General features: G+C 62.8%; 26 protein-coding genes. 9 read left to right on the top strand and 17 right to left on the bottom strand.

Features of this window, described 5'->3' with window-relative positions; genetic code table 11:
- Positions 1-8 precede the first annotated feature (8 nt).
- Entirely contained in the window at positions 9-422 is a 414-nt protein-coding gene (locus tag V1289_RS17155; RefSeq protein WP_334397993.1) for a Rieske (2Fe-2S) protein, read from the top strand.
- Positions 423-570: 148 nt separating this feature from the next.
- Here V1289_RS17155 and V1289_RS17150 read toward each other — a convergent pair whose 3' ends face one another.
- From V1289_RS17150 to V1289_RS17125, 6 genes are all read right to left on the bottom strand, one after another.
- Positions 571-1,236: a PilZ domain-containing protein gene (locus V1289_RS17150; RefSeq protein ID WP_334397992.1), complete on the bottom strand. Its 666-nt coding sequence runs from the start codon at positions 1,234-1,236 to the stop codon at positions 571-573.
- Positions 1,237-2,201: 965 nt separating this feature from the next.
- Entirely contained in the window at positions 2,202-3,308 is a 1,107-nt protein-coding gene (gene tcuB, locus V1289_RS17145) for a tricarballylate utilization 4Fe-4S protein TcuB (RefSeq protein WP_334397991.1), read from the bottom strand.
- A 33-nt stretch (positions 3,309-3,341) separates the two neighbouring features.
- On the bottom strand, positions 3,342-4,373 hold the full coding sequence (locus V1289_RS17140) for an esterase (RefSeq protein ID WP_334397990.1): 1,032 nt from the start codon (positions 4,371-4,373) through the stop codon (positions 3,342-3,344).
- A 27-nt stretch (positions 4,374-4,400) separates the two neighbouring features.
- Entirely contained in the window at positions 4,401-5,789 is a 1,389-nt protein-coding gene (gene tcuA / locus V1289_RS17135) for an FAD-dependent tricarballylate dehydrogenase TcuA (RefSeq protein WP_334407510.1), read from the bottom strand.
- A gap of 60 nt (positions 5,790-5,849) precedes the next feature.
- Positions 5,850-7,166 carry an MFS transporter gene (locus tag V1289_RS17130; protein WP_334397989.1) on the bottom strand — a complete coding sequence of 439 codons (1,317 nt, stop codon included), beginning with the start codon at positions 7,164-7,166 and terminating at the stop codon, positions 5,850-5,852.
- A gap of 153 nt (positions 7,167-7,319) precedes the next feature.
- Positions 7,320-8,219 carry a transcriptional regulator GcvA gene (locus V1289_RS17125; RefSeq protein WP_334397988.1) on the bottom strand — a complete coding sequence of 300 codons (900 nt, stop codon included), beginning with the start codon at positions 8,217-8,219 and terminating at the stop codon, positions 7,320-7,322.
- Between the two features lie 115 nt (positions 8,220-8,334).
- On the opposite strand from V1289_RS17125, the gene V1289_RS17120 reads away from it, so the two are divergent.
- Both V1289_RS17120 and V1289_RS17115 read left to right on the top strand, forming a co-directional pair.
- Positions 8,335-8,538, top strand: a complete 204-nt coding sequence (locus tag V1289_RS17120; RefSeq protein ID WP_334397987.1) for a DUF1127 domain-containing protein — start codon at positions 8,335-8,337, stop codon at positions 8,536-8,538.
- Between the two features lie 72 nt (positions 8,539-8,610).
- Positions 8,611-9,234, top strand: coding sequence for a GNAT family N-acetyltransferase (locus V1289_RS17115; protein ID WP_334397986.1), 624 nt, complete (start codon positions 8,611-8,613; stop codon positions 9,232-9,234).
- Positions 9,235-9,295: 61 nt separating this feature from the next.
- On the opposite strand, the gene V1289_RS17110 is transcribed toward V1289_RS17115, so the two are convergent.
- A complete protein-coding gene (locus V1289_RS17110) occupies positions 9,296-10,117 on the bottom strand; it encodes an SDR family NAD(P)-dependent oxidoreductase (protein WP_334397985.1) in 822 nt (273 codons plus the stop codon).
- Positions 10,118-10,234: 117 nt separating this feature from the next.
- On the opposite strand from V1289_RS17110, the gene V1289_RS17105 reads away from it, so the two are divergent.
- Positions 10,235-11,179, top strand: coding sequence for a GlxA family transcriptional regulator (locus V1289_RS17105; protein ID WP_334397984.1), 945 nt, complete (start codon positions 10,235-10,237; stop codon positions 11,177-11,179).
- Between the two features lie 4 nt (positions 11,180-11,183).
- Here V1289_RS17105 and V1289_RS17100 read toward each other — a convergent pair whose 3' ends face one another.
- The 3 genes from V1289_RS17100 to V1289_RS17090 form a co-directional block, all read right to left on the bottom strand.
- Positions 11,184-12,014, bottom strand: coding sequence for an enoyl-CoA hydratase (locus V1289_RS17100; RefSeq protein ID WP_334397983.1), 831 nt, complete (start codon positions 12,012-12,014; stop codon positions 11,184-11,186).
- A gap of 112 nt (positions 12,015-12,126) precedes the next feature.
- Positions 12,127-12,828, bottom strand: a complete 702-nt coding sequence (locus V1289_RS17095; RefSeq protein WP_334397982.1) for an SDR family NAD(P)-dependent oxidoreductase — start codon at positions 12,826-12,828, stop codon at positions 12,127-12,129.
- 33 nt (positions 12,829-12,861) lie between these two features.
- Complete coding sequence (locus V1289_RS17090) at positions 12,862-13,860, bottom strand: glutathione S-transferase family protein (RefSeq protein ID WP_334397981.1); 999 nt, start codon at positions 13,858-13,860, stop codon at positions 12,862-12,864.
- A 91-nt stretch (positions 13,861-13,951) separates the two neighbouring features.
- Here V1289_RS17090 and V1289_RS17085 point away from each other — a divergent pair, with 91 nt between their 5' ends.
- Together V1289_RS17085 and V1289_RS17080 are read left to right on the top strand one after the other, a co-directional pair.
- A complete protein-coding gene (locus V1289_RS17085; protein ID WP_334397980.1) occupies positions 13,952-15,733 on the top strand; it encodes an acyl-CoA dehydrogenase family protein in 1,782 nt (593 codons plus the stop codon).
- Between the two features lie 56 nt (positions 15,734-15,789).
- Complete coding sequence (locus V1289_RS17080) at positions 15,790-16,878, top strand: Zn-dependent alcohol dehydrogenase (RefSeq protein ID WP_074272975.1); 1,089 nt, start codon at positions 15,790-15,792, stop codon at positions 16,876-16,878.
- 39 nt (positions 16,879-16,917) lie between these two features.
- On the opposite strand, the gene V1289_RS17075 is transcribed toward V1289_RS17080, so the two are convergent.
- Together V1289_RS17075 and V1289_RS17070 are read right to left on the bottom strand one after the other, a co-directional pair.
- Positions 16,918-17,271: a nuclear transport factor 2 family protein gene (locus V1289_RS17075; protein ID WP_334397979.1), complete on the bottom strand. Its 354-nt coding sequence runs from the start codon at positions 17,269-17,271 to the stop codon at positions 16,918-16,920.
- A gap of 130 nt (positions 17,272-17,401) precedes the next feature.
- A complete protein-coding gene (locus V1289_RS17070; RefSeq protein WP_334397978.1) occupies positions 17,402-18,874 on the bottom strand; it encodes an amidase in 1,473 nt (490 codons plus the stop codon).
- Positions 18,875-19,050: 176 nt separating this feature from the next.
- Here V1289_RS17070 and V1289_RS17065 point away from each other — a divergent pair, with 176 nt between their 5' ends.
- Together V1289_RS17065 and V1289_RS17060 are read left to right on the top strand one after the other, a co-directional pair.
- The gene (locus tag V1289_RS17065; protein WP_334397977.1) at positions 19,051-19,329 is read left to right on the top strand and encodes a hypothetical protein; all 279 of its coding nucleotides are present in this window, start codon (positions 19,051-19,053) and stop codon (positions 19,327-19,329) included.
- A 140-nt stretch (positions 19,330-19,469) separates the two neighbouring features.
- Complete coding sequence (locus V1289_RS17060) at positions 19,470-20,051, top strand: hypothetical protein (RefSeq protein ID WP_334397976.1); 582 nt, start codon at positions 19,470-19,472, stop codon at positions 20,049-20,051.
- A gap of 36 nt (positions 20,052-20,087) precedes the next feature.
- Here V1289_RS17060 and V1289_RS17055 read toward each other — a convergent pair whose 3' ends face one another.
- The 3 genes from V1289_RS17055 to mbfA all read right to left on the bottom strand — a co-directional run bounded on the left by V1289_RS17055 (position 20,088) and on the right by mbfA (position 22,556).
- Entirely contained in the window at positions 20,088-20,618 is a 531-nt protein-coding gene (locus V1289_RS17055) for a cytochrome b (protein WP_334397975.1), read from the bottom strand.
- 73 nt (positions 20,619-20,691) lie between these two features.
- A complete protein-coding gene (locus tag V1289_RS17050) occupies positions 20,692-21,567 on the bottom strand; it encodes a hypothetical protein (RefSeq protein WP_334397974.1) in 876 nt (291 codons plus the stop codon).
- A gap of 17 nt (positions 21,568-21,584) precedes the next feature.
- Entirely contained in the window at positions 21,585-22,556 is a 972-nt protein-coding gene (gene mbfA / locus V1289_RS17045) for an iron exporter MbfA (protein WP_309180106.1), read from the bottom strand.
- Positions 22,557-22,741: 185 nt separating this feature from the next.
- On the opposite strand from mbfA, the gene V1289_RS17040 reads away from it, so the two are divergent.
- Positions 22,742-23,464: a hypothetical protein gene (locus tag V1289_RS17040; protein WP_309180105.1), complete on the top strand. Its 723-nt coding sequence runs from the start codon at positions 22,742-22,744 to the stop codon at positions 23,462-23,464.
- A 57-nt stretch (positions 23,465-23,521) separates the two neighbouring features.
- Here V1289_RS17040 and V1289_RS17035 read toward each other — a convergent pair whose 3' ends face one another.
- On the bottom strand, positions 23,522-23,887 hold the full coding sequence (locus V1289_RS17035) for a hypothetical protein (protein ID WP_334397973.1): 366 nt from the start codon (positions 23,885-23,887) through the stop codon (positions 23,522-23,524).
- A gap of 117 nt (positions 23,888-24,004) precedes the next feature.
- Positions 24,005-25,165 (bottom strand): alpha/beta hydrolase, encoded by a 1,161-nt coding sequence (locus V1289_RS17030; protein WP_334397972.1) that lies wholly within the window; start codon positions 25,163-25,165, stop codon positions 24,005-24,007.
- Positions 25,166-25,358: the final 193 nt, after the last annotated feature.

Genomic DNA, 25,358 nt, shown 5'->3' with positions numbered 1-25,358 from the left:
AGATTAAAATGGTCCGTCATGTCATTGCCCCGGTGGACGAGTTGCCGCCGGGCACGCGAAAATTCCTCGTTATCGATGAGCGGCCGATCGCGATCTTCAATATCAAGGGCGAGTTCTTTGGCCTGTTGAACCGCTGCCCGCATCAGGGCGCGGCGCTGTGCGAAGGCCCCTTGATCGGGCTCGCGCAATCCACCGACCCCGGCGAGATCGAATATACGAGGCTCGGCGAGATCCTCCGCTGCCCCTGGCACGGCTGGGAATTCGATATCCGCACCGGGCAATCCTACTGCGACCCCAAGCGCTTTCGCGCGAAGGCGTATCCGGTCAATGTCGAGCCGGGGTCAGCCGTGGTGAAGGGGCCGTATGTCGCAGAGACGTTGGCGGTGTCGGTCGAGAGCGATTACGTGGTGGTGGATTTGTAGTTCACCGTCATTGCGAGGAGCGAAGCGACGAAGCAATCCATTCTTTCTTTACGTGGCACGATGGATTGCTTCGCGGAGCCTGTCATCGGGCGCCCGCGTTTGCGCGACCCGTTGGCTCGCAATGACGGCGCAAGACGGTGCGCCCCATTCACGCTGCCGAAACGGCCGGCTCGGACAGGTCGGGGGTGGCTGCCGGTTGTACCGGAGCCGCTCTCGCGATCAGGCGGTCGAGATTCCGGACGTTCTGCTGCTCGATGAACTTGACCGCGATCCCGTCAGGCAGCAGCCGAACGACGCGGCCGATGCACGCGCCGACCGCGAGCGGCATGCCAACGGGCGGCTGCACCGCGGCCGATACCGCAACGCCGGAGGCCGAGGCATCGATGATGAAGCAGGGATGGATCGATCCATCCGCCAGCGTCAGCATGGAATGCGGATGCGGCGGGACGATGCGCGCATGCCTTCTGCCATCGAGAATCGTCGAATCTTTCTGCTTCTTCTCAATCCAGGTCAGCATATCGGAGAGCTTCTCGCGCCTGGCGCGGGTCATCTCCAGCTCGAGCAGGAAGCTGCCCTGCATCGTGTCACTGATGCTGCCTTCGAATTTGCCGAAGTCTCGAAAGTAGGAGGTGAGACGGTCGCCGATCTTGCCGACCACGGGGACGTCGACAATCATCCGGAACGGCGACACGCGCGTGGTGCGGCAGGCAAAGGTGCGAAGCTTGCCCTGCGGGTCATACCAGTTCGGAAGCGTGTAGCTTCCGCTGACCACGACGTTCACCGCTCGCTGGTTGAGAAAATCCTGAACTGGCACGGCAATTCCGCAAGGTGAGTGGATGAGTTTGAGCGGCCGCTGATCTCTGTCAGCTTGATGGTCGCTCCTCGGCCATTCGCGACCTCGGATGCGTGGAGCGAAGACACGGCGTCATCTCTGATGCAGGGATGCGGCGGCCTCGGCACGGTGCTTTTACGGGGGATTCGTGAAAGAGAGGTAAAAAGGTAGGCAGATTTTCTGGCTTTCGGGGTGCGGCCGTGGTCGAACGTCGTGCAAAGCTTGCCCGACGGGCAAATCAAAAAAAGCTGTCCAGCCCCGCTTGAGAAAATATTCCGCTTGTCCCGTCGGGCAAATCAGCGCTACCAGCTCGCCCCATCCTTTCCCGGCAAGAGGGGCGTATCGCGATCGTCACGAACGCGGGAGGGGATGCGGTGGACGCTTTAGCGTCGGCGCGAAACGGTGTCGCAGGGCGAGTTTCTCGTGAGCGATACCTGCGCGCAGGACGAACGGCGCTTTCAGCGTACGGCAAAACCGTGTGGTCCTGGCACCCGTTGCTGGTGTCAAGTTGGCGGAGGCGAAATCAACTCAACCGAGCTTGATCAGCCTTGATCCGCCAACGACGGTGACAAGAGGAATTCGTCGCCGGGGAGAGCGCGGCATAAGCCGTAAAGCCATTGCGCGGGGAATGCCGGAGTGTTTCCGCTGAACCTGTATGCTCGTGTGCGTTTCTTTTTGTGCATCTTTGCACACGAGACCGCGGGTGCAGCGCGCACCCGGCATTCCCTGCTCCCTCTACGATCGAGGGACAGACATTCATGCAAACCTCGGGCAAATCATGCCGCGAGAAGGCGAACGTGCATCCGCTGTTTGAAAGTTGAATCGCGATCCCACCACGTCATTGCGAGGAGCTCTTGCGACGAAGCAATCCATTCTTCCTTTACGCGGTGAAATGGATTGCTTCGCTTCGCTCGCAATGACGAGGTCGGATGCTCGCAATGACGACCTTAAACATGCCCCATCATCTGCCGCTCCCGCGCATAGCGTACCAATGCGACGAAACGATAGATGCCGTGGACGAATTTGCCGTAGGGCATGGTGATGAACAGCGCGAACACCACGCCGAGATGCAGCGCCAGCAGCGGTCCCATCGCCGCCGTATCGCGCCAGAGCAGCAGCGAGATGCCGGTCAAACCGGTCAGAAACAGCATCGCAATGAAGGCGACATCCATCCCCATGCGCGCTTCATCGACCAGTACGGGATCGCGCTTCCATTTTTCGGCGAGCAATCCCACGGGCCCAATCAGCAGCCCGATGCCGCCGAGCGTGCCCAGTACCACCGGCAGATCCCACCACGCATACGGCGCCTCGCGCGCGAACAGGAAATGATAGAGCGTCGCGACGCAGGTGGCCGCAAAACACAGCGCAAAGCCGTAGAAGGTGAGGTGATGGTAGATTTTGCGGCGGTCGGTCGGCTTATCGTCCTCGTTGAAGCAGCCGACCCCGCCGCCGTCGAGATAGCGCAACTCGCCGGCATCCCGGATCGCCTGCAACAGCGATTTGGCGTCTGTTTTCATGCCGACGGGCTCTGCGATGTCGCGCCAGAACGCGCGCACGCCCATGATCAGCGCGACGATCGCATAGAGAAACGCCGCGCCGAACAGCGCCGCCATCGCGTTGTGCGGCATCAATTTGTAGAACGCGCCCGGGCCGGTATGAATGCCGAGCAATACCTGCCGGTCGGTGAAAGCCGCAAAGCCGAAGATGAAGGCAGCGACGCTGAGCGCGGCGATCACGCTGATGGCGAGGCCGTTGCGGGCGAATATGCCGGAGAACGCCCGCGGCCAGGCATAGGCCGCGTAGGACTCGTTTCGCGCGATCGCCAGCGTCTGCGGCACATTGACGTTGAACTCATGCGGCGGCGAGAACTGGCAGTCGGTGTAGCAGGCGCCGCAGCTATGGCAGAGATTGGCGAGATAATTGAGGTCGCCGTCGGAGAACGAGCGGCGCATTTCCATCGCCGGAAACACCGCGCAGAGGCCTTCGCAATAGCGGCAGGAATTGCAGACCGTCATCAGACGGTCGGCCTCTTCGAGAATCCTGGTTCCGTGCATGCTGCGCCGCTTCCTGTCCCAAAGCCAAATTGGTTATTTCGTCAGGCCTTTGCCTTCCAGCCATTTCTGGATCAGGCCGGCGATTTCGGCGTTGTTCTTGTCCATCATCATCATGTGCGAATTGCCGGTGATGCCGACCTTGGGCAGATCGACCACATCGACGCTGCCGCCAGCGGCCTTGATGCTGTCGGCGAAGGCAACGCCGGTGGCGCGGATCTTCGGCCAGCGCGAGTCGCGGTCGATGTAGTCGCCATAGACGATCAGCGTCGGGATGTTCTTCAAGCTTTCCACCTTCGCGGGATCGCCGACCCCGGCGGGCTCGATTGCGATCAAGGCCTTGACCTTGTCGGGCCGCGCCTGCGCCACCTTGAAACCGAACGTGCCGGCCTGGCTGTGGAACAGGATAATGCAGGGGCCGACGCGGTCGATCTCGGCGATATAGGCCGCGACGATCGCATCGTCAGTGGTGGTCCAGCGCGGCACGTTCTGCTTGACGAAATTCTCGTAGCCTTCGTTCGGAAACTGGCTGCCGGGCATCAGTTTTCGTTTTGCGGGATCGGGATCGTAGGAATTCGGCCCGTCGCCGATGCGAAAGCGCTCGAACGGATTGCTGGTGGTCAGAAACACCGGCTCGCCCTTGAAAATATCGGGGTATTGCGCCCAGCCGGCGCGGCCGCGTTCGACCGCATCCGAATTGTAGACGCTCCAGCCCTTGCGCAAAAAGTAATTCAGCCAGCCTTCGCGGCCATCGGGCGTGGTCTCGTAGGTGACGCCGGTGAGGCCGCCGCCGTGCCACATCAAGAGCGGATAGGCGCCCTTCTCGTTGGCGGGCAGAAAATACTGCACATACATCTGCTCGACCTGATAGGTGCCGTTCGGATCGACCTTTGCCGGCACGCCGCCCGGCGTAAAGGTGACCTCCTTGACCGGCTTGCCGCTGATCTCGACCAGGCGGCCGCCGACATGGAACGAGCCCATGTCACGCAGTGCCAGCGGCTCGGCGGCATTGGCCAACGTCGAGGCCATCAGAACAGCCGCGGCGGAAGCAATCGCAAGGCGTGGCATGGCTTCTCCCTCAGATATTGGCGGCCATTAGTTTTTCGCATTTCTGGCCGCTTCCCGTCCCGCAACCCGTCCGAACACGCTGCCGATGGTCATGCCGATGCCGGCGGCATAGCCCTTGCCGAGCACGTTGCCGGCCATGATCTCGCCGGCCGCGAACATGTTGGCGGCGGGCTTGCCGTCCTTCATCAGCATCTGCGACTGCTTGTTCACGCGGGTGCCGAGATAGGTGAAGGTGATGCCGGGCCGCACCGGATAGGCGAGATAAGGCGCCGTCTCGATCTTGCGCGCCCAATGCGTCTTCGGCGGTGTCACGCCTTCGGTGCGGCAATCGTCGAGGATGGTGTGGTCGAAGGTGCCGGGCTGCACCGCGGCGTTGAAATCGGCGAGGGTTGTTTCGAGCGCCGCCGGATCGAGTTCGAGTTTGACGGCGAGTTCGGCGATCGATTCCCCTGCGATCGGCGGGAACAGTGTCGGCATGAAGCTCGTGACAACCGTCGAATCGAAAATGATGTAGGCGATCTGGTCGGGCTGGGCGGCCACCAGCCGGCCCCAGATCGCATAGCGTTTCGGCCAGATGTCCTCGCCCTCGTCGTAGAATCGCTGGGCGTGCTTGTTGACGACGATGCCGAACACGACCGAGTCATGCCGCGTGATGATGCCGCCGTCGAATTTAGGCGCGCGGGCGTCGATCGCGACCGCATGGCATTGGGTGGGATCGCCGATTTCCTGCACGCCCTTGGCAAGCAGCATCTTCAGGATCGAGCCGCGGTTATAGGGCGTGCCGCGGATCAGGAAATTGTCGGCGGCCTCTCCCCAATATTCCCTGAGCCATTCGATATTGGCCTCAAAACCGCCGGCCGCGGCCACCAGCGCCGAGGCGCGGACATCGACGCGGCCGTCGCCCTGCTTCAGCGCGGCCGAGAGGAACATGCCGTTGTCGATCTCGAGGTCGAGCACTTCGGCGTCGTAGAGGATGTCGACGCCGAGTTTTTCGGCGGTGAGATAGAGCGCGTTCAGCATCGCCCGGCCGCCGCCGAGGAAGAACGAATTGGTGCGGCCGAGGCTCAGCGTGCCGCCGAGCGACGGCTGCCAGCGCACGCCCTGTTCGACGACCCAGCCCAAAATGTCCTTGGACTCCCGGATCATGAACTTTGCGAGTTCTTCGTCGGTCTGGCCGCCGGTGACAACCAACAGGTCGTTCCAGAATTCCTCTTCGGTATAGGGCCCGGTGAGGATGTCGGTCGCCGAATCATGGGCGCAGCGCATGTTGCGGGTGTGGCGGGTGTTGCCGCCCCGATAGAATTTCGGGGCGCCTTCCAGCACCAGCACGGAGGCGCCGGCGCGGCGGGCGCTGATCGCGGCGCACAACGCGGCATTGCCGCCGCCGATCACCAGCACATCGAATTTACGCGTCAGATCGACCATGCGCTCTTGTTATCTTGTTTGCATGGAAAGCAAAACCGGCAGCCGGCCGTCTCACGCCTGCTGCGCGGCGACCGCCTGTTCGCGCGCCTCGATCGCTCCACTGCGGTAGATGACGATTGCAGCGATGAAACCGCTCGCCGCGGCGCACATCAGCCAAAAGCCGGGGGACGCCTTGTCACCTGTCATGGCGATAAGCTTGGTTGCCGCAAAGGGCGTAAACGTGCCGAACAGCGCCGCTGCGAGAGAAAATGCCAGCGAGAAACAGGTGGTGCGAACATGCGCCGGGACGATTTCAACCAGCGCGCCCAGCATGGTGCCGCTGTAAACGCCGAAATAGAGCGAAAACATCATTCCGACCGCCAGCAGCTTACCGAAAGTCGGAGCGGCTGTGAGCCAAAGCAGCGCGGGATAGGCGGTCACAAACGACAGGCCTGCAATCGCCAGCAATACGGGCCTGCGACCGATCCGGTCAGACAGTGCGCCGCCGACCGGATTCCAGATGAAGTTGGTGACGGCCACCAGGAGGGTGACCAGAAGGCTGTCCTGGGCGGAGAGTTTCAGTTCCTTGCCAAAGGACGGCGTATAGACGGTGACGAAGTAGAAGGTCACGGTGGTCATGGCGGCCAGCATCATTCCGAGCAGGATGATCTTCCAGTTGACGGCCGCCGAACTGAAGACTTCTGCCGTGGTCGGATGTTTCTTCATGGCGAGGAATGCCGGCGTTTCTTCCAGCGTCCGGCGCAGCACGAAAATGACGGGAATGATCATGCAGCCGATAAAGAACGGAATTCGCCAGCCCCATGCTTCGATCATCGCAGCCGGCATCATCGCGTTCAGGATAAAGCCGATGATGGCCGCAACGAAAATGGCGACCTGCTGACTGGAGGACTGAAACGAGGTGTAGAATCCTCTGTTGCCGGGGGTGGCAATCTCGGAAAGATAGACCGACACGCCGCCAAGTTCGACGCCGGCGGAAAAGCCCTGCAGCAGGCGACCGATCAGCACGATGACAGGTGCGGCAACTCCGATGCTCGCATAGGTCGGACAGAACGCGATAATAACCGTGCCCATTGCCATGATCGCCAGCGTCACGATCAGGCCGAGGCGGCGGCCGATCCGGTCGATATAGGCGCCGAGCACGATCGCGCCGACCGGGCGCATCAGGGCGCCGAGCCAGAATACACCGAAGGTGTTGAGCAAAGCGGCGGTCTCGTCATGGGACGGAAAGAACGCCTTGGCGATAAGGGGCGCGTAAAAGCCGAACAGGAAGAAATCGAACTGCTCGAGGAAATTGCCGCTGGTCGCGCGCAAGATGGCGCCGATGCGCGATTTGATTTGCGGTGTGTCCGAAGTCCCCGATTGCGCCATGACGCCCCTTCTCCCCGTTACAAAGGGCCGACGGAAAAAGCTTCGCCAGCCGAGGCAGTTACCCTGCCTTGTGCGGCAATTTGGCACGCCCGCGTGGCGCGACCAACCCCGAAAACGCATAGCTCGATTGGAAAACGGCCGAATGGCGCAGCGTCAGGATTTGCCCTGTGCGGACGCGATAAGCCATTGCCGGAACGCCGAAAGTTTTGGGGAATCGGCTCTGCCCTGCGGCGAGACGAGGTAGAATCCGGCGTCGGACGGCAGTGCGATCTTGAATGGAACCACCAGCCGGCCCTTGGCGATGTCGTCCTGCACATAGGCAGTCCGGCCCATCGCCACGCCGACGCCGTCGATCGCGGCCTGCACGGTCATGAAGATGAGGTCGAAGGTCACGTCCGGCTGTTTCGAGATGTCGGTCGGCAGGCCGGCGGCCGTCAGCCACAGCCGCCAGTCGTCGCTGTTGGCGTTGCTGGTGTGCAGCAGCACATGATCCCTGAGGTCTTCGGGGCATTTCAGCGGCTTGTTTCCGTTCGCGAGCGCGGGGCTGCACACCGGGAAAAGCTCGTCCGCCATCACCCATTCGGCGCGAACGCCCGGCCATTGGCCGCGGCCGTAGCGGATCGCGGCATCGACATTGTCGCGATGAAAGTCGACCAGGCTGGTCGAGGTCGTGATCCGCACGTCGATGCCGTGATGGGCTTCCTGGAATGCGGAAAGCCGCGGCAACAGCCATTTTGCGGCCAGCGACGCCAGCGTCGAAACCGTCAGCACATGGCCGTCGTCCTTGCGCAGCAGGCGGTCGGTCGCAAGCCGCATATCGTTGAACGCGGCACGGATCCCGGGGAGGTAGTCTTTCGCCTCCGGCGTCAATGCCAGCGCGCGGTTCTGGCGGACGAACAGCCGAACCCCGAGCTCTTCCTCCAGCCGTTTGATCTGATGGCTGATCGCGGTTTGCGTCACGTTCAGCTCGGAGGCGGCCTGCGTGAAGCTTAAGTGCCGGGCCGCAGCCTCGAAGGCGCGGAGTCCATTGAGCGAGGGCAGTCTGGCGGTCATTTCCGCAATTCCAAATACATGAGTTTATCTCATGTGAAGCGGCACAAAGTGTCGTTTGTAGAAAGCCCTGATGGCGCAGATATTAGCGGCAACAGATTAGCCGTAGGAGGCCAAAATGTCTACCTGCACCCATGAATCGATGACAAATCATCATGTTCCGGGCTTGTTGAGCCAGTTGAGCGATACTTTCCACCTCTGGCGTCAGCGCTACCAGGCTCGCCGCGAGCTGGCCCAGTGGACCGACCGCGACCTGCACGACGTCGGCTTGTCCCGGAGCGATGTCGCTTTCGAAGCCGAAAAACCGTTCTGGCGGGCGTAACTGCGCAGCCGAGCCGGCGCCGCCTCTGGTGAGGGGTGCCGGCAACTTTTTTGAGATTGATGGGAGCGTGTGATGACAGCGCTGCGTTTCGACGATCTCCGGCAGTATTCCGACGTGCTGCGCTCGCGCAGCGGCAGCGCCGTGACCGTGCGCTTCGTCGAGCCGCGCGATGCCGAGGAATTGCAGAGCTATTTCCGCGCGCTCTCGACCCGCTCCCGCTACAACCGCTTCCTCGGCGCCATGAGCGAACTGCCCAAGAGCCTGCTCGAGCATTTCATCCATGTCGGCGAGGCCGAGCGGTTCAGCGTGGTCGCGACCATGGTGGTCGACGGCTTTGAGACCATCGTCGGCGAAGCCCGCTACGCCTTCAATGCCGACACCGCGAGCATCGAATTCGGCCTGTCGATCGACGACCGCTGGCAGGGCCACGGCATCGGCAGCGCGCTCCTGAAAAATCTCGAGTGCCGCGCGGCTTCGTTCGGCGCCGAGCGGCTGTTCGGCGACACGCTGCGCTCCAACGACGCCATGATCGGGCTGGCGCGCAAATCCGGCTACGCCTTCACGCATTCGCCCGACGACTGGAAGCTGGTGCGTTTCGAAAAGCATATCGATGTCGAGCCGCGAGACATTCCCTGTGCAAGCTGGCGGCTCGCCGCCCTCTCCCGCCAGGGCGCTTTGTCCTCGGCCGCGGCTTGACAAGACTGAGCCCGGTTCTGGCCAACCAGAACCGGGCTTTTTTTCTTTTGCAAAGCTCGCGTCAGCTCGCAGCGATTCGAGAGCGCTTGATGCCGTATCGGCTAGCCGGGACAGAACTCGAAAGCTTGCCGGACATCGCGCGGCGTGCCGCGTCGAACCCGTCCCACTCGGCCTTGTCGGGCAACGACGGAATGGTGACGGTCTCGCCCTGATCGAGGCCGGCAAGCGCGGCATCGACCATGTCCTCGGCCGACATCACGATCGCGGTCGGTAAATTGTGAACCGGCAGGCCGGCGATATCCCAAAACTCCGTTGCCGTCGCGCCGGGCAGGACCGCCTGGACCCGCACACCCTTCTGGGCCAGCTCATGCTGCAGCGATTGGCTGAACGCCAGCACGAACGCCTTGCTGCCGCCGTAGACGCCGTTGAGGGTCTCGGGCGAAATCGCCACGATCGAGGAGATGTTGATGATCGTCCCACCGCCGCGCGCAACCAAACCGGGCACGGCCGCGTAGGTCAGCCGGGTCAGCGCACCCACGTTCAGGCGGATCATCTCATCCATCTTCTCGACGTCGGAATTGAGCAGCGGTCCGGCCGCGCCGACGCCGGCGTTGTTCACCAGCAGCGTAATGCCGGCATTGTTGCGCAGCGTCGTCTCGATCCTCGCCAGATCCGCCTTGTCATTGAGATCGGCTGTAATGGTTTCGACCGATCGGCCGGTCTCGTTTCTCAGGCGCTGGGCCAATGCAGCGAGCCGGCTCTGGTTGCGGGCGACCAGGATCAGGTCGTAGCCGCGTTTTGCCAGACGGTCGGCGTAGATGGCCCCGATACCCGCGGAGGCGCCGGTGATCAGTGCCGTTCCCATTTTTGTGGTGGTGCTCATGTTTCTGGTCTCCTCTGATGCCCCGACGAATTCGGGCCTCTGGTGCAGATCTAGGCTTGCGGGTCGATGTCTCAAATGTCATATAAACGGCGTTTTAGGACATTGTTGGAGGCCCTCATGCAGCGCATCGGCTTCGTCGTTTTCCCCGGCTTTCAGGTGATGGGTTTTGCCGTCATCTCCGCCTTCGAATTCGCCAATGTCCATCTCGGCGAGACGGTTTACGACGTGCGGCTGCTGTCAGAGACTGGCGGGCCTGTTCCCGCCTCGATGGGCATGAGCGTCCTGGCAAAACCGTTCGGCGATGCGAATTTCGACACGCTGATCATTGGCGGCGGCACCGTGATCGAGCCGTCGACGCCGGGCCTGATCGAATTTGTGCGGCAGGCCTTGGGGCGAAACCGGCGGGTCGCCGCAACCTGTACCGGTGCGTTCATCCTGGCCGAAGCAGGTCTGCTCGACGGACGGCGTGCGACCACACATTGGTTCTATGCGCGCGATTTGCAGGCGCGGTTTCCAAACGTGAAGGTGGAGGAAGACCGCATCTTCATCGCGGACGGTCCGGTATGGACCTCGGCTGGCGCGACCGCGGGCATCGACCTCGCGCTGGCGCTGATCGAGCAGGACTTTGGCGCCGACGTGGCCCGCGCCGTGGCCAAAAAGCTCGTGGTTTATCACCGGCGCGCCGGTGGCCAGTCGCAATTTTCGGCGCTGCTGGAGCTGGAGCCGAAATCCGACCGCATCCAGGGCGCATTGGCCTACGCGAAGCGCAATCTCGCCTCGAAGCTGACGGTAAGGGAGTTGGCGAAAGCGGCGCATCTCAGCCCACGCCAGTTCAGCCGTGCGTTCCACGCTGAGACCGGTCAGTCGCCGGCCAAGGCGGTCGAGAACCTGCGCGTCGAGACTGCACGTTTGATGATGGAGCAGAGCCGCCATCCAATCGAAGTCATCGCCCGGCAAACCGGCTTTGCCGATCGCGACCGCATGCGCCGCGCCTTCCTGCGCGCCTTCGGACAGCCGCCACAGGTGATCCGGCGGAATGCGCGCGCGGAAGCCGCGGCTTGAAAGTCTAGCCCCCTTTGAACACCGGCTTGCGCTTGTCGATGAAGGCCTGCACCGCTTCCTTGTGATCGGCGGTCGTCGTCAGGCGGACCAGACGCTCGGCCTCATGGTCGCGCGCCGTGGCGAAATCGAACAGTATTGCTTCGTCGAGATTGTCCTTCATGTAGCGCAAGGCGACCGTCGGCCCTTCGGCCATCGATTTGGCCAGCGCAAAGGCCTCGCTTTGCAGCTTGTCGTCCGGCACCACGCGATTGACGAGGCCGATCGCCTCGCATCTGGCCGCATCGACCTTGTCGGCGGTGAACATCAGTTCGCGCGCCCGCGCGGTGCCGACCAGCCGCGTCAGCAGCCACGCGATGCCATAGTCGCCGCTCAGCGCCACACGCAGATAGCCGGTGGAGACGAACGCCGATTGCGCCGCGATCCGGATATCGCAGGCCATGGCGAGCGCGAGGCCGGCACCGACCGCGGGGCCGGGCAGCGCCGCGATGGTCGGCTTGCGCACCGAGACCAGCGCGCCGGTCAAGAGCCGCTGGCGCTCCTGCAGGTCGGCGACCTTCTCGTCATAGGACATTTCCAGCTTCTTCTTGTCGCGATGGGCGCCCATGCCCTTGACGTTGCCGCCGGCGCAGAAGGCGGTGCCGGCGCCGGTGATCAGGAGCACGCCGACGTCGGGATTCTCGCCGCAGGTCTTGATCATGGTGCGCAGCGCCGGCGTCAGCGTGTCCGACATGGCGTTGCGGACCTCGGGGCGGTTCAGCGTTATGATGGCGACGCGGTCGCGGATCACGCACAACAATTCGTCGGTGCCGGTGTCGATTTTGGTCTCGGTGGTCATGTTTCCCCCATTGTTTCTTTTTGCCCGTCATTCCGGGATGGTGCGCAAGCACCCGACCCGGAATCTCGAGGTTCCGGGTTCGATGCTTCGCATCGCCCCGGAACGACGGCGCCTAGAACTTCTCGACCCATGGCCGCAATTCGAGTTCCCAGGTCCAGGCGCTGCGCGGCTGTTGCAGCACGTTCCAGTAGCTGAGCGCAATGGCGTCGGGATCGAGCATCGAGTCCGGCCGCTCCGCGGGCTCAGCGCGCGCCGCGCTGCGGATGCCGCCGTCGATCACGAAATGCGCGATATGGATGCCCTGCGGCGACAATTCGCGCGCCATGCTCTGCGCCAGCCCGCGCAGCGCGAATTTGCCCATCGCAAACGGCGCCGATTGCGCGTAGCCCTTGACGCTGGCGGATGCGCCGGTGAACAGGATCGCGCCATGCTTGTCGGGCAGCATGCGGTTCACCGCCTGCTGCGCCACCAGAAAACCGCCGAAAGCGCTGATCGCGATGGTCTGCGCGACATCGGCTGCGACCAGATCGGTGAAGGCGCCCCGCGCCCGCCCGCTGGCATTGTAGACCACGAGGTCGGGCGCGCCGATCTCGCGTTCGACCAGGCCGAACAGCCGCTCGACCTCTTCGGCGTTGGTGGCGTCGCAGGCAAAGGCGCGGGCGCCGGTCTCAGTGCAAAGCGCGCCGAGTTTTTCGACCTTGCGCGCGGCCAGCGCCACCTTGATGCCTTCGCGCGCCAACAGCCGCGCCAGCGATGCGCTAAGTCCCTCACCGGCGCCCACGATCAGGGCGTTCTTGTATTTTGGCGTTTCCATGCGCGCTTTCCTTGGATGATCGGGAGTCCGTATCTAGGCGCGCAATCCGGCAAGGCAACCCGCCGCCGCCAAAACAGAATCGAGCGCGGCCTTGTCGGCAACATCTGCATATCGGGCGCGCAGCATGCCGAGCGATCGCGCGTGATACTTTTGGGGCTTCTGGATCCAGACCTTGTCGCCGAGCTTGACGCTGAATTCTTCCTGTTTTTCGGCCAGCGCCTTTTCGTTGGCCAGCGTCCAAGGCATGAACTGTCCGCCAATCTGATTGGTCAGGATCGGCATCAAGGTGGGCGCCAGCGCCGTCCATGATTCGAATACACCTTCGTCCCTGGGCCAAAGCATACGGTGCACCCAATCGAGCACATGCGGTGCACCGCCGCCGATCAAGGCACCGACCGTCGGATCGGTCCACATCTCATAGAATTGGCTCCAGAGACCGAAATCGCCGTAGGCCGGACGTGCGCCGAACAGATAGGGCCGCTTTGCAAGATGATCATTCAATAAGCCGAGCATTTCGTGGAAGCCGGCCTCGATCTGCGGCGCGGTTGCGGCGCTGGAGCCGACGAACCAGACCCGATCGACCATTCGGGCGCGCACCTGGGCTGCGAACGCGGCATGCTCCTGCTCGGTAGCGTTCGGGCTGCGCATCCGCGCGATGCGCCCGGCCGCACTAATCTGGTCGACGTCGCGGGCCCAGCGGTAGTGAAACATCCATTTGTTGCCCCACTCGTCGCCGAATTCCTCGATCAGCGCAGAGATGAAGTTCGCGACGGGGTCGCCGGGATGGATCGACGGCTCCGGGTGCAGCTTCTCGACCGCGTCGATGATCGGCGTGGAATCCTGGATACCAGTGCCGTCAGGCGTCACCACCAGTGGAATGATGGGCATCCTGGCATATTTCTCATATTCCGCCTGGCTTGCCGCATTGCGCAAAACCCATTGGTGCGGAATTCCCTTGTAGCGGAAATAGGAACGGACCTTGACCGAGTAGGGCGACATTTCGGCGCCGATGATGCGATATCCGTCCGCCATGGGGGTGCCCTCCGATTATGATGTTGACGGCGTGATCGCCTGCTTTATCGGTAGATGAGCAAGATCGGGCGGAACGAACAAGAGGCAAAAAATGCAACCACTCAAGCACGACCGTAAGGTTGCTTCTGCCGGCCAGCCGGGCCTGCTCGCGCCGGACACTTCGGGGATGAACTTTTATCGGGCCGATCCGGCGCTGACGGATCTGCTCCGTCTGCATTTGCCAGAAGCGCTGTTTCGCCATATCGAGCCGCATCTCGACCGGCTCGGCGGACTGGCCGGCGGTCATCTCGACGAATGCGCGCGCCTTGCCGACCGTCATACGCCGGTGCTGCACCAGCGCGACCGTTTTGGCCGCGACTCCCAGTATATCGAATATCACCCGGCCTATCGCGAACTGGAGAAGGCAGCCTTCGGCGAATTCGGCATTCACGCGATGTCGGTCCGCAAGGGCATTTTGGGTTGGCCGGATAAATATCCTGTGGTGGCAAAACACGCCTTTACTTTTTTGTTCAATCAGGCCGAGTTCGGCCTGGGCTGCCCGATCAATGTCACCGATGGTTGCGCAAAGCTTTTGAATAATTTCGGCAGCGAGGCGCTGAAGGCGAAATATCTCGACGGCCTGACCCAGACCGACATGAGCAAGCTGACCCAGGGCGGCCAGTTCATGACCGAGAAGGAAGGTGGCTCCGACGTCGGCACGCTGACGACGACGGCGGTGCAGGAAGGTGATCACTGGCGGCTCACCGGCGAAAAATGGTTTTGCTCCAACGCTGACGCCGAAGTGGTGATGCTGCTGGCGCGGCCGGAAGGCGCGGGTCCGGGCACGCGCGGCGTCGGCCTGTTCCTGATGCCGCGTCGGCTCGAGGATGGCTCGCAGAACCACTACCGGATCGTGCGTTTGAAGGACAAGCTCGGCACCCGCTCGATGGCCTCGGGCGAGATCAAGCTGGAAGGCGCCATTGCCTATGCGGTCGGCAAGCTCGATCGCGGCTTTGTGCAGATGGCCGAGATGGTGAATTCGTCGCGGCTGTCCAACGGCGTCAAATCCACCGCGCTGATGCGCCGCGCCTACCACGACGCGATGACGGTGGCAAAGGGCCGCGTGGTGTTCGGCCAGCGTATCATCGACCTGCCGCTGGCGCGGCGGCAATTGATGAAGATCATGTTGGCGACCGAGCAGGCGCTGTCGATGAGCTTTCTGACCGCGGACGCGCTCGATCGCGCCGAAGCCGGTAGCCAGGACGCCGCGGCGCTGCTGCGTATCCTCACCCCGACGCTGAAATTCCGCGCCACCCGCGATGCCCGCAAGGTGTGCGGCGATGCCCTGGAGATGCGCGGCGGGATCGGCTACATTGAGGAATTCGCCACCGCCCGGCTTTTGCGCGACGCCCATCTCGGCTCGATCTGGGAAGGCACCGGCAACATCGTCGCGATCGATGCGCTGAAACGCGCGATCGGCCGCCACGGCGCGGACGCGGCACTCGCCGCCGATCTGCACGCCCGCCTCGACGACAGCGCCAATGTGCCGCAGGCCTTGCGCAATCGCCTGCGCGATCTGGCCGACCGCGCCATTGGCTTTGCGCGCGACGTCGCCAGCCGGATGGAAAATGAAGCCGACGCGCGGCGCGCCACCAGCCTGCTGTATCATGTCGCCAGTGCGGTAGCGCTGGCGTGGGAAGGCGGCCGCATCCACGAGATGCGCGGCGATGCCAGGCGGCTGTTGGTGTCGCGCATGGTGATCGACCATCGCGTCGTGGCAAGCGATCCGTTCCGGCTCACGGAAAATGCGGTTCAACGCGCCATCACCGATCATCTGCTCGGTGAGCGCGGCGTCGGCATGGCTGAGGTTGGCGAATTGATTTCGGCGGCGTAGGCTGCCGGAGGACAACAAGCTCTGGTTCAAGAAATAGAAACGCGAGGGAGTATTCGATGAAGGCCGCCGTCCTGCATGAAGTCAACAAGCCGCTGGTGATCGAGGATGTCAGTGTGCCCAATCCTGGTCCGCGCGAAGTCCTGATCCGCACCCGCGTCGCCGGCCTCTGTCATTCCGATCTGCACTTCATGGAAGGGCTCTACCCGCATCCGCTGCCCGCCGTGCTCGGCCACGAGTCAGCCGGCGTTGTCGAGAAGGTCGGCTCCGACGTCACCTATGTGAAGCCCGGCGATCATGTCGTGACGTGCCTCTCGGTGTTTTGCGGCACCTGCGACAATTGCACCACCGGCCGCACGGTGCTGTGCACCGACACCACGGTGAAGATGCTGCCGGGCGCGTCCAACCGGCTGTCGTGGGCGCGGTCGGAGAAACTCAATCAGTTCCTCAATCTGTCATCGTTTGCCGAGCAGATGCTGGTGCACGAGAACGCCATCGTCAAAATCCGCAAGGACATGCCGCTTGAACTGGCGGCGCTGATCGGCTGCGGCGTCATCACCGGCTATGGCGCGGTGGTGAACACGGCAAAGGTCACGGCCGGCGAAACCGTGGCGGTGATCGGTTGCGGCGGCGTCGGCATGGCCGCGATCAACGGTGCGGCGATCGCCGGCGCCGGCCGCATCATCGCGATCGATACCAACCCGGTGAAATTACAACTTGCCACCAAACTGGGCGCCACCGACGTCGTCGATCCCCGCAACGGCGACGTGGTGCAGCAGGTGCGCGAACTCACCAGCGGCGGCGTGCAGCATTCCTTCGAAGTGCTGGGCCGCAAGGAAACCGCCGAGCAGGCGTTCGCGATGCTGGCCGCCGGCGGCACCGCGACCATCGTCGGCATGATCCCGTTCGGCCAGAAGATCGAGCTGCACGGTTTCGATTTCCTCAGGGAACGCAAGATCCAGGGCTCGTCGATGGGCTCGAACCATTTCCGCGTCGACATGCCCCGCCTGGTCGAATTCTACATGCGTGGCAAGCTGCATCTGGAAGACTGGATTTCCGCGAAGCTGAAGCTCTCCGAGATCAACGAAGGTTTTGCCGCGATGAAGGCGGGCAAGACCGTGCGCAGCGTGATCATGTTTGATGCGTGAGTGACGTCGTCCCGGCCTTCGCCGGGACGACAGTTGGGCTCACCTCGATACATGCGCGGACACCGCCAGCCATTTTCCATTCTGCTTGGCCCAGCAATCGGTGTAGCGCCCGTTGGCCGGCTTGCCGTCTGCCGTGGTATAGCTCGTGCTGGCGTGAATGATGGCGAAATCGCCCAGCACGCGAATCTTCACATCATGCGCGGCTAGATTCCTGATGGTGACCGGCACCGCTGTTTGCTTCAAAAATCCGGCGCGGTCGACCAGCGACTTGTCGGGATTGGAACAATAAAAATCCTGCGCCAGGATTTCGTCGAACCGTTTGACGTCGCAATTCTGCACCGAGGCGACGTAGTCGCGATTGAGCGACGTTAGCTCTTCGAGATCGTTGCTCATGGGTTTTCCTCCGTTTTCCCGACCCTCATGGTGAGGAGGCGCGTTAGCGCCGTCTCGAACCATGAAGCCCGTAATGTCTCATCCTTCGAGACGCGCGCGAGAGCGCGCTCCTCAGGATGAGGCCTTCTTGTCAATCATCAAACATCGGCGGCGGCACGAAGCCGCCGAACTCGCGCTCGATCAATTCCGCCAGCATCAAGGGCGTGCGATCCTCCAGCCAGGGGCCGACGATTTGCACGCCGACCGGCAAGCCAGCTGGCGAGAAGCCGGTCGGGATCGCGGTCGACGGCAGGCCGGGCAAGGTGGCGATGCCCGGCCATGCAAGCTGATCGGGATAGACGTGCGCCTTGCCATCGATGTCGATGCGGCGGGTTTCCTGATCGGCGGAATGATCGTGCGGATAGGCCGGGGTCGGCATGATCGGGCAGATCACCGCGTCGAACGTCTTGAACAGCTCGCGCCACTGCGCCCGCAGCCGCGAGCGCCCGCCGTCGGCCATCACCCAGTCGCGATGGCTCAGCGCCATGCCGCGCAGCCGCTCCGCGCCGAGGCTGAGGTCGCCGGGCGGCAATGCTGAGGCGGCGGCCTGCGCGCCGGCATAGACCTCGGGCGCAAAAGATTCGGACAGGAACGACATCAGCATCCGCATATAGAGCCGCGTCGAGGCGCCGAAGTCGGGCAACAGCGGGCTGTGGCGCTCGAGTTTGACGCCGGCCTTGCCGAGGTTGGCGGCCAGAGTATCGAGGGACCCGCGGACCACCTTGTCGGTCGGCATGACCGGATCGGTGTCGATCAGCAGCACGCGAAAATTCCTGAACTCAGTGTGGCGCGGCGGCGGCAGCGCGAGCTTGTAGGCCTTGCCGGCCTCCAGTGGATCGGGCCCCGCGATCACGTCCAGCAGCAGCGAGAGATCGGCGGCGCTGCGCGCCATCGGGCCGATTACGGAGAGATCGCGGTCGAACGGCAGCGGCGGCAATGGTGGCGGCGTGTGGCCGCGCGACGGCGCCAACGCAAATGTCGGCTTGTGCGCATAGACGCCGCAGTGAAACGCGGGCACCCGCAGCGAGCCGCCGATGTCGGAGCCGAGCGACAGCGCGCCGTAACCGGCCGCGAGGGCCGCCGACGATCCGCCGGAAGAGCCGCCCGGCGTGCGGCCGAGATCGTGGGGATTGTTGGTGGTGCCGTAGATCTCGTTGTAGCTCTGCCAGTCGCCGAGCCCGAGCGGCACGTTGGTCTTGCCGAGGATCACGCCGCCGGCGTCCTTGACGCGGGTAATCGACAGCGCGTCTTCGGTTGGCCTGAAATCCTTTTGCGCGGGAATACCCCAGGTCGTCGGCAGCCCGGCGATATTGTAGGATTCCTTCACCGTCATGGGGATGCCGAGCAGCGGCTTGTTCTCGCCGCGCGCCAGGGCAGCATCGGCGGCGCGGGCGGCGGCCAGGCCACGTTCGAAATCGCGCACGCAAACCGCGTTGATCTTGTTGTCGTGCCGTTCGATGCGGCCGATCGCGTCCTGCGCCAGTTCGACCGCCGATACTTTCCTTGCAGCCAGCGCGGCCGACAGTTCGACGGCGGTACTAAAACTCCATTGCGATTTGGCCAAGGCGTACTCCCGATCTCGTTTTCGATGTGGTGCGAATGATGCTCAGTTTGGGCCGGAGCCGCAAGAGCAATACCTGTACAGCGGCGGGCAGGCGCGCCTGCTATTGGCGCGCGCGCCGTTTGCTGTGTAGTCTCTCGATCAACAAAAAATAACTGCAAGGCTGCGGGGAGAAAACAATGAGGTCGGCTTGGATTTTGGGCGCGGTGGTCGCCTTCGTCATCGGCAACGCCACGATCGCGGCTCGCGCCGCCGAGATCCGGCTGGCCGAGCAGTTCTCGATGGGCTACCTGCAATTCAACATCATGAAGCGCGACAAGCTGATCGAGAAGTACGCTGCGCAACGGGGCTTGAAGGATTTCAAGGTGTCCTGGCAGCGCTTCAACGGCCCGGTGGCGATGAACGAGGCGCTGCTGTCGAATTCCACCGACATCGTCAGCGGCGGGGTGCCGGCCTGATCACGCTGTGGGACAAGACGCTGGGTACATCCTTCGAGGTCAGGGGAATCTGCGCGCTCAGTTCGCAGCCGTTCCTGCTCAACACCGCCAATCCCGACATCAAGTCGATCAGGGATTTTGGCGAGCGCGACCGTATCGCGGTGCCCTCGATCAAGGTGTCGGTGCAGGCGGTGTTGCTGCAGATGGCGGCCGCGGCGGCCTTCGGTGAGGATAATTACGCCAAACTCGATTCGCTCACGGTGTCGATGTCGCCGCCGGATGCGACCATCGCCATGCTCAGCGGCACCGGCGGCATCTCCTCGGCCTTCAGCGTGCCGCCGTTCCAGTTCCAGCAACTGGAGCAGAAAAACATCCATACCGTATTGTCGTCCTTCGACGTGCTGGGGCCGCACAGTTTTACGGTGGCCTGGACCTCGGCGCGGTTTCGCAAGGACAATCCGGAACTCTACGCCGCATTCATCGACGCGGTGAAGGAGGCAACCGCGATCATTGCGGCCGACCCGAAGGGGACCGCGCAGAGCTGGATCGGCGACACCGGCTCAAAACTGCCGCTCGATATGGTAACCAGGGTGGTCACCGACTCCAATGTCGAATGGACCATGACGCCGGCGGCGACGATGAAGTTCGCAAAATTCATGCACAAGGTCGGCACCACCAGGCATGAGCCGGCGTCGTGGAAAGACATGTTCTTTCCGGAGATCGGCAATCTCAACGGCAGTTGATGCGGCGCGGATGCGGTTGCAGGCGCGGCCTTCGACCTAGCCCGGCAACATCCGCTGCATGATGCGGTCGCGGTAGATGAAGAGGTGGGCCAGCGCCGCCGCCACGTGGATGCCGATCACGACCAGCAACGCCCATTCAGAATCCTGATGCAGGCCGTCGATCGTCTTGCCGGCCGCGTCATTCCCGGACGACAGCATCGGCATCGGCAGGAGATAGAAGAACGACACCGCCCAGCCGCGGAACGAAGCGAACAGCCAGCCGGTCACGGTCGTCGCCAGCACCAGAACGTAGAGCAGCCAGTGCACGGCTTCCGAGCTCAGCCGTTGCCATGGCGGCAGCGAACGCTCGGGCGCCACCGGATGGGTCAGCCGCCAAACGAATCTCAGAACGATCAGCAAAAGGATGGTGATGCCGAACGAGATATGAAAAATCATCGGCGCGCCCGGCTTCGTATTGCGATGCAGGTCCGGCATCAGCCAGCCGATCGGATATTGCACCAGCAGTAGCGCGACGATGAGCCAGTGGAAGACCTTTGCGGTGGTCCCGTATTGCAAGCGATCGGTCATGATGTTGCGGCCTTGTCCTGGAAATTTCGGGTGTACTTCGAATCGCGCGACGGGTCGGACGCGCGGCTTTGCATCAGGGCTGGTAGGGTCGCGCGGAGGCGTGCGCCATCGGGTTGACGGGTCCGGCGGCGGTGGCGCGATCGCTTGCAGCGGGATTGCTGCCGGGTACCGGGAAGGCGTATCCGACGATGGTTTTGATCACCCAGCGATCGGAGGCCGGCGTCAGCCCGTAACCGACGCCAAAATTCACGTCGAAGACGCCAAGCCTGAAATCGGTGACGGCAAACAGCGTATGCTGCTGGTCGGCAAGGCTGGCAAAGTTCCCGATCTGGCCGAAGTCGGCATAGTATTCGAGACCGACGGACAGATCCGAACCGACCTTGCGCGCGACGCGCGCCGCAGGCGCGAAGTCCGCCTGGCCATATTTTCCGAAGCCGATATCCACGATCGGGTTGACGATGAATTCCCAGTCGCCGTTGCGGACGCCGATGATGGGGCGGATCTCCATCGCGAACCGCGTCTGCGCGAATTTCGGCGTCTCGTTGCTGAACTCGAAATTGACGCCGTAGAACAAGTTGCGTTGCTCGGCATTGGGCGAGACGAACAGGGTACGCAGCTTGAAGGAATCGGACAGGAATTGCCGGTCCTGGACCGCGAAGGGCAGATAGAGCCCGACCTCCCACCAGTCGGTGATGCCATAGGCGAATTCCGGCGTGCCGTTGAGGCTGTGATTGGAAACGAGGCCGCCGGGAAACGGCGGATCCTTCAGGCCGAGCGCCACATAGTTGAGATGCTGCTGGATCGTGAATTGCCCGGGGGCCGCGATGCCGGCGTTATAAACCTGGATCTCGTCGGTAGCCTTCGCGGGCCGGCCCGGCAGCGCCGAGAGCGCCGCGCCGGTCAGCAGCACAAGGTGCAATCGAATGCACGGCCTGAAACCTCGTTTCATGATGGCTTCCGGACCGGCTAGGCCGCCCCGATCAGAATGCCGACCGCGAGCACGATGGCGCCGCCGAGCACGATCTGGAACACCGCCTGCAGGAACGGCGTGTCCATGTAGCGCGAGCGGATGAAGGCGATCGCCCACAATTCGAAGAACACCACGACGCCCGCGATCCCGGTCGCGATCCAGAACGCGTTCGGCCAGGAATCCGGCACCAGATAGGGCATCGAATGGCCGAGGCCGCCGAGCGCCGTCATCACGCCGCTGGCCGCGCCGCGCAGCCATGGCGATCCGCGCCCGGTCAGCGACCCGTCGTCGGACAAAGCTTCCGCAAATCCCATGCTGATGCCGGCGCCGATCGAGGCGGCGAGACCGACCAGAAAGGTCTGCCAGTTCTGATGGGTCGCGAAGGCGGCGGCGAACAATGGCGCCAGCGTCGAGACCGACCCGTCCATCAATCCGGCGAGGCCCGGCTGCACATATTGCAGCACGAACATCCGCCGCCGCGTCTTGTCCTCTTCCGCGCGCACGTCCGGACTGAGAATCTGGTCGGTCAGCTTGATCGCGAGCTTCTCGTGGCCCTTCTCCTCTTCGGCGAGGTCGCCGAGCAACCGGCGTACGCCGACATCCTCGGCCTGCTCGGCTGCCTTGATGTAGAATTGCTCGGCCTGCAGTTCCATCGTCCCGACTTCCTTGCGGATGGTGTCGAGCGGCAGGTTTTTCGTCAGCCAGATCGGGCGCCGGCGCAGGAATCCGCGCACGTCCTCGCGGCGGATCGGCGGCAGATGGGCGCCGAAACGCTGCTCATACATCTCGAGCAAGCGGTGGCGATGGCCTCGCTCCTCCTCGGCCATCTCCTCGAAGAGCTTGGCCGAATCCGGATAGCGCTCGGCGAGGTCTTCGGCGAAACTCATATAAATCCGGCTGTCCTCCTCTTCGGAGGAGATCGCGACGGCCAGCACCTCGCGCTCGGTCAAATCGGAGAAATTCTTCACGGGCAGCGCCTTTTTCACAATTTAGAACGGTTCTAAACTGTATAGCGAGCAGATGAGCCACGGTCAAATTCCCTCGCCAGTGGCGGCAAGGTCGATCCCGGGGCAAAACGGCGTTAGACCGGCGGAACCCTGCGGTCCCGTGCTCGTTCGAGTTCCTGCTGCATGGGTCGAAAACCGGGGGTGCTATGGACAAGGTCAAATACCGTCTCAACGATCCGCGGCTGGCGCCGCGCCGGACCAAACTCGAGATACCCGGGTGGGCCGGCAAGCGCGAACCGCGCGCGGACGGATCGCGTGAACAGGTGTGGCACTGCGTTCCGTTTTCGGAAGGCGCCCAATACGGGATCGAATTGTTTTATCCCTACGACTTCGAACTTCACGTCAGCACCAAAGACGGTCATTTGATTTTTGATGCCGATTGGGGCGAGCCCCCGGATAATGCCGCGCAGTGGCCGCCATTCCGGAATTTCGGCGACAATTTCTACACCTACCAGATCCTGCTCGATCTCAAGGTCGAGAAGGGCATGGCGATTCGCACCGAACCGCATCCGAGATTCTATACCGACCCAACCGATACCGTGCCGATCGCGGTTCCGGCGCTGGTGCGCAATTGGTGGCCGATGCTGTTCTTCACCGTTTTCAAGGCGCCGGCCGAAGGCCGAACCCACATTTTCCGGCCGAACGAGCCGTTCGCGCAGATCATCGTGATCCCGGAAGAAGCCAATTTCGAACTTGAGAAGATGGGCGAGGAGGAATCGGCCGAACGCGAGCTGCAGGCGCGGCGGATCTATCAAAGCCGGCCGACGCTTTCGGCCGGGACCGAGTGGACGTCATCGACCGATACCGTATTCGACGGCACCTACCGGCATCTGCATCGCGCGGCGAAGGAGAAGGCGCGCCACGATTAGCGACAAAAAAACGGGACCGTCACGGTCCCGTTTCTCATCATGCGATAGCGCGCGGTCTCAATAGTCGCGGCGGTAGAAGCTGTGGTGATGGTGGTGATGATGATGGTGATAACGACGGTATCGGGGCGGCACCACGACGACGCGGGGCTCATAATATCTGCGATACTGGCTGTGGTGATGGTGGTGGTGATGATGGTGATGATAGAATTGCGCCATCTGGACATTGTCCTGCGCCGACGGAACGGGCGCGGATTCATCGATCGCCTGCAGCAGCGCCGCGGCGTTCGGGATCGGCTCCAGCAAATCGGCGAATGAATTGGCCCGCAGGACATCGGTCGGGGCCGGCGCGGGCGCTGCTTCCGCCGCGCCAAATGTTGCAAGCGACGCCACCGCTCCCAATAGCCCAGCGATCTTCTTATCCATACTCTTCTCCAGTCGATGTCCCGGGCACATTGCCGGCATTCGGCAACGCGGCTTCTGAACGATGGTTCCCGCGACGTTCTCGGATGATGTCAGATCGATAATGAACTGGTGATGAACCTATCGGGTGTCGTGTTCGGTAAGCTGCTTCACGAATTGCAACAGCAAGCGACTAACCTGCTCCGGCTGCTCCTGCTGCACCCAATGGCCGGCGCCGTCGATCAGATGACAGCCGATCATGTTGGTGCAGGCTTTCGATTGCATCGCCACATAGACGCCGGGACGCTGATAGGTGCCCCAGTCCTGTTTGCCCGAGATGAAGCAGGATGGCACGTCGATGGTGCGGCCGGACCATGTCTGCAATTCGCTGGTGAACGCGCCCGAGGTGCCGCAGCGATACCATTGCAGGCCGCCCTGGAATCCGGTGCGGCCATATTCACTGCTGTAGAAGGACAACTCGCGGTCGGGCAGCCATTGGTTGGCGGCGATCTCTGCCGTCGAGGGCATCTCTTCCGCGACCGTCGCGGCCATGTCCTTGGCCAGATCCATCACATAATAGGTCGGCAGTTTTGCCAACTCGCCGGCCGACCATGATTTGAGCGGATAGGGCTTGTTGTCTTTCCAGTCCGCGCTCTTGTGATGATAGTAGCCGCGCAGGAAATCGTGCAGGCCCTGCGGTGCTTGGTGCATGTCGTTGTTCGCTTCGCGCGTCGAGTAATACCATTGATAATGTTTTCGCGGGCGCGGTAGCGCCGCCAGTTCGCGATGCACCGGATCTTCCGCCACCGGCTTGGCCGGCGCATCCGCGGTATTGAAGGGCAGTGGCGGTGCCCCCGCAAAAGGCGCGCTCATCAGCGCCACCGATCGAAACACATCCGGCCGCACCAGCGCGCACCAGGCGGCGACCGACGAGCCGAAATCGTGCCCGATCACGGCATCGATATGCGCGTAGCCGAACGCCGACACCAGGCCTAACGCGTCGCGTACCAGATTGAGCAGCCGGAACGAGGCCAGATCGCCGTCGTAGTTTGCGTCCCACCCGGTGGTGCGGCCATAGCCGCGCTGGTCCGGCGCGATCACGTGATAGCCGGCGGATGCCAGCGCCGGCATCACCTTGCGCCAGCTGAAGGCCAGTTCGGGAAAGCCGTGCAGCAGCAACAGGCAGGGCCGGCCGCGTGTCTCGAAGCCGGCTTCCAGCACATGCATGGTGAGGCCGTTGATGTTGTCGATAGTGCGCGAGCGGATGGTTGAGGGGAGCGGGATGTCAGGGAGGGTGGTCATTGTTTGCTTCCTCGTCATGGCCGGATTTATTCCGGCCATCCACGTCTTCTTATGCGGCGCGACTGTAAAGACGTGGATGCCCGGGACAAGCCCGGGCATGAAGGGAATCCAAATTCACGTCGTCCCGGCCAAGCGAAGCGCGAGCCGGGACCCATAACCACAGTTGTCTATGTTGCGCGAAGCTGCAGCCGCG

This window comes from Bradyrhizobium sp. AZCC 2289, from assembly GCF_036924615.1.
In the GTDB taxonomy this organism is placed as follows: domain Bacteria; phylum Pseudomonadota; class Alphaproteobacteria; order Rhizobiales; family Xanthobacteraceae; genus Bradyrhizobium.
Note: the sequence above shows the minus strand (reverse complement) of the source record. Positions and strands in the feature narration are given on the sequence as shown.

Bases quoted from the DNA above. Each gene is read 5' to 3' on its own strand.
- V1289_RS17155 (WP_334397993.1), top strand. From the start codon at position 9: ATGGTCCGTCATGTCATTGCCCCGGTGGACGAGTTGCCGCCGGGCACG.
- tcuB (WP_334397991.1), bottom strand. From the start codon at position 3,308: ATGCACGGAACCAGGATTCTCGAAGAGGCCGACCGTCTGATGACGGTC.
- V1289_RS17140 (WP_334397990.1), bottom strand. From the start codon at position 4,373: ATGCCACGCCTTGCGATTGCTTCCGCCGCGGCTGTTCTGATGGCCTCG.
- V1289_RS17130 (WP_334397989.1), bottom strand. From the start codon at position 7,166: ATGGCGCAATCGGGGACTTCGGACACACCGCAAATCAAATCGCGCATC.
- V1289_RS17125 (WP_334397988.1), bottom strand. From the start codon at position 8,219: ATGACCGCCAGACTGCCCTCGCTCAATGGACTCCGCGCCTTCGAGGCT.
- V1289_RS17120 (WP_334397987.1), top strand. From the start codon at position 8,335: ATGTCTACCTGCACCCATGAATCGATGACAAATCATCATGTTCCGGGC.
- V1289_RS17115 (WP_334397986.1), top strand. From the start codon at position 8,611: ATGACAGCGCTGCGTTTCGACGATCTCCGGCAGTATTCCGACGTGCTG.
- V1289_RS17110 (WP_334397985.1), bottom strand. From the start codon at position 10,117: ATGAGCACCACCACAAAAATGGGAACGGCACTGATCACCGGCGCCTCC.
- V1289_RS17105 (WP_334397984.1), top strand. From the start codon at position 10,235: ATGCAGCGCATCGGCTTCGTCGTTTTCCCCGGCTTTCAGGTGATGGGT.
- V1289_RS17100 (WP_334397983.1), bottom strand. From the start codon at position 12,014: ATGACCACCGAGACCAAAATCGACACCGGCACCGACGAATTGTTGTGC.
- V1289_RS17095 (WP_334397982.1), bottom strand. From the start codon at position 12,828: ATGGAAACGCCAAAATACAAGAACGCCCTGATCGTGGGCGCCGGTGAG.
- V1289_RS17090 (WP_334397981.1), bottom strand. From the start codon at position 13,860: ATGGCGGACGGATATCGCATCATCGGCGCCGAAATGTCGCCCTACTCG.
- V1289_RS17085 (WP_334397980.1), top strand. From the start codon at position 13,952: ATGCAACCACTCAAGCACGACCGTAAGGTTGCTTCTGCCGGCCAGCCG.
- V1289_RS17080 (WP_074272975.1), top strand. From the start codon at position 15,790: ATGAAGGCCGCCGTCCTGCATGAAGTCAACAAGCCGCTGGTGATCGAG.
- V1289_RS17075 (WP_334397979.1), bottom strand. From the start codon at position 17,271: ATGAGCAACGATCTCGAAGAGCTAACGTCGCTCAATCGCGACTACGTC.
- V1289_RS17065 (WP_334397977.1), top strand. From the start codon at position 19,051: ATGAGGTCGGCTTGGATTTTGGGCGCGGTGGTCGCCTTCGTCATCGGC.
- V1289_RS17055 (WP_334397975.1), bottom strand. From the start codon at position 20,618: ATGACCGATCGCTTGCAATACGGGACCACCGCAAAGGTCTTCCACTGG.
- V1289_RS17050 (WP_334397974.1), bottom strand. From the start codon at position 21,567: ATGAAACGAGGTTTCAGGCCGTGCATTCGATTGCACCTTGTGCTGCTG.
- V1289_RS17040 (WP_309180105.1), top strand. From the start codon at position 22,742: ATGGACAAGGTCAAATACCGTCTCAACGATCCGCGGCTGGCGCCGCGC.
- V1289_RS17035 (WP_334397973.1), bottom strand. From the start codon at position 23,887: ATGGATAAGAAGATCGCTGGGCTATTGGGAGCGGTGGCGTCGCTTGCA.
- V1289_RS17030 (WP_334397972.1), bottom strand. From the start codon at position 25,165: ATGACCACCCTCCCTGACATCCCGCTCCCCTCAACCATCCGCTCGCGC.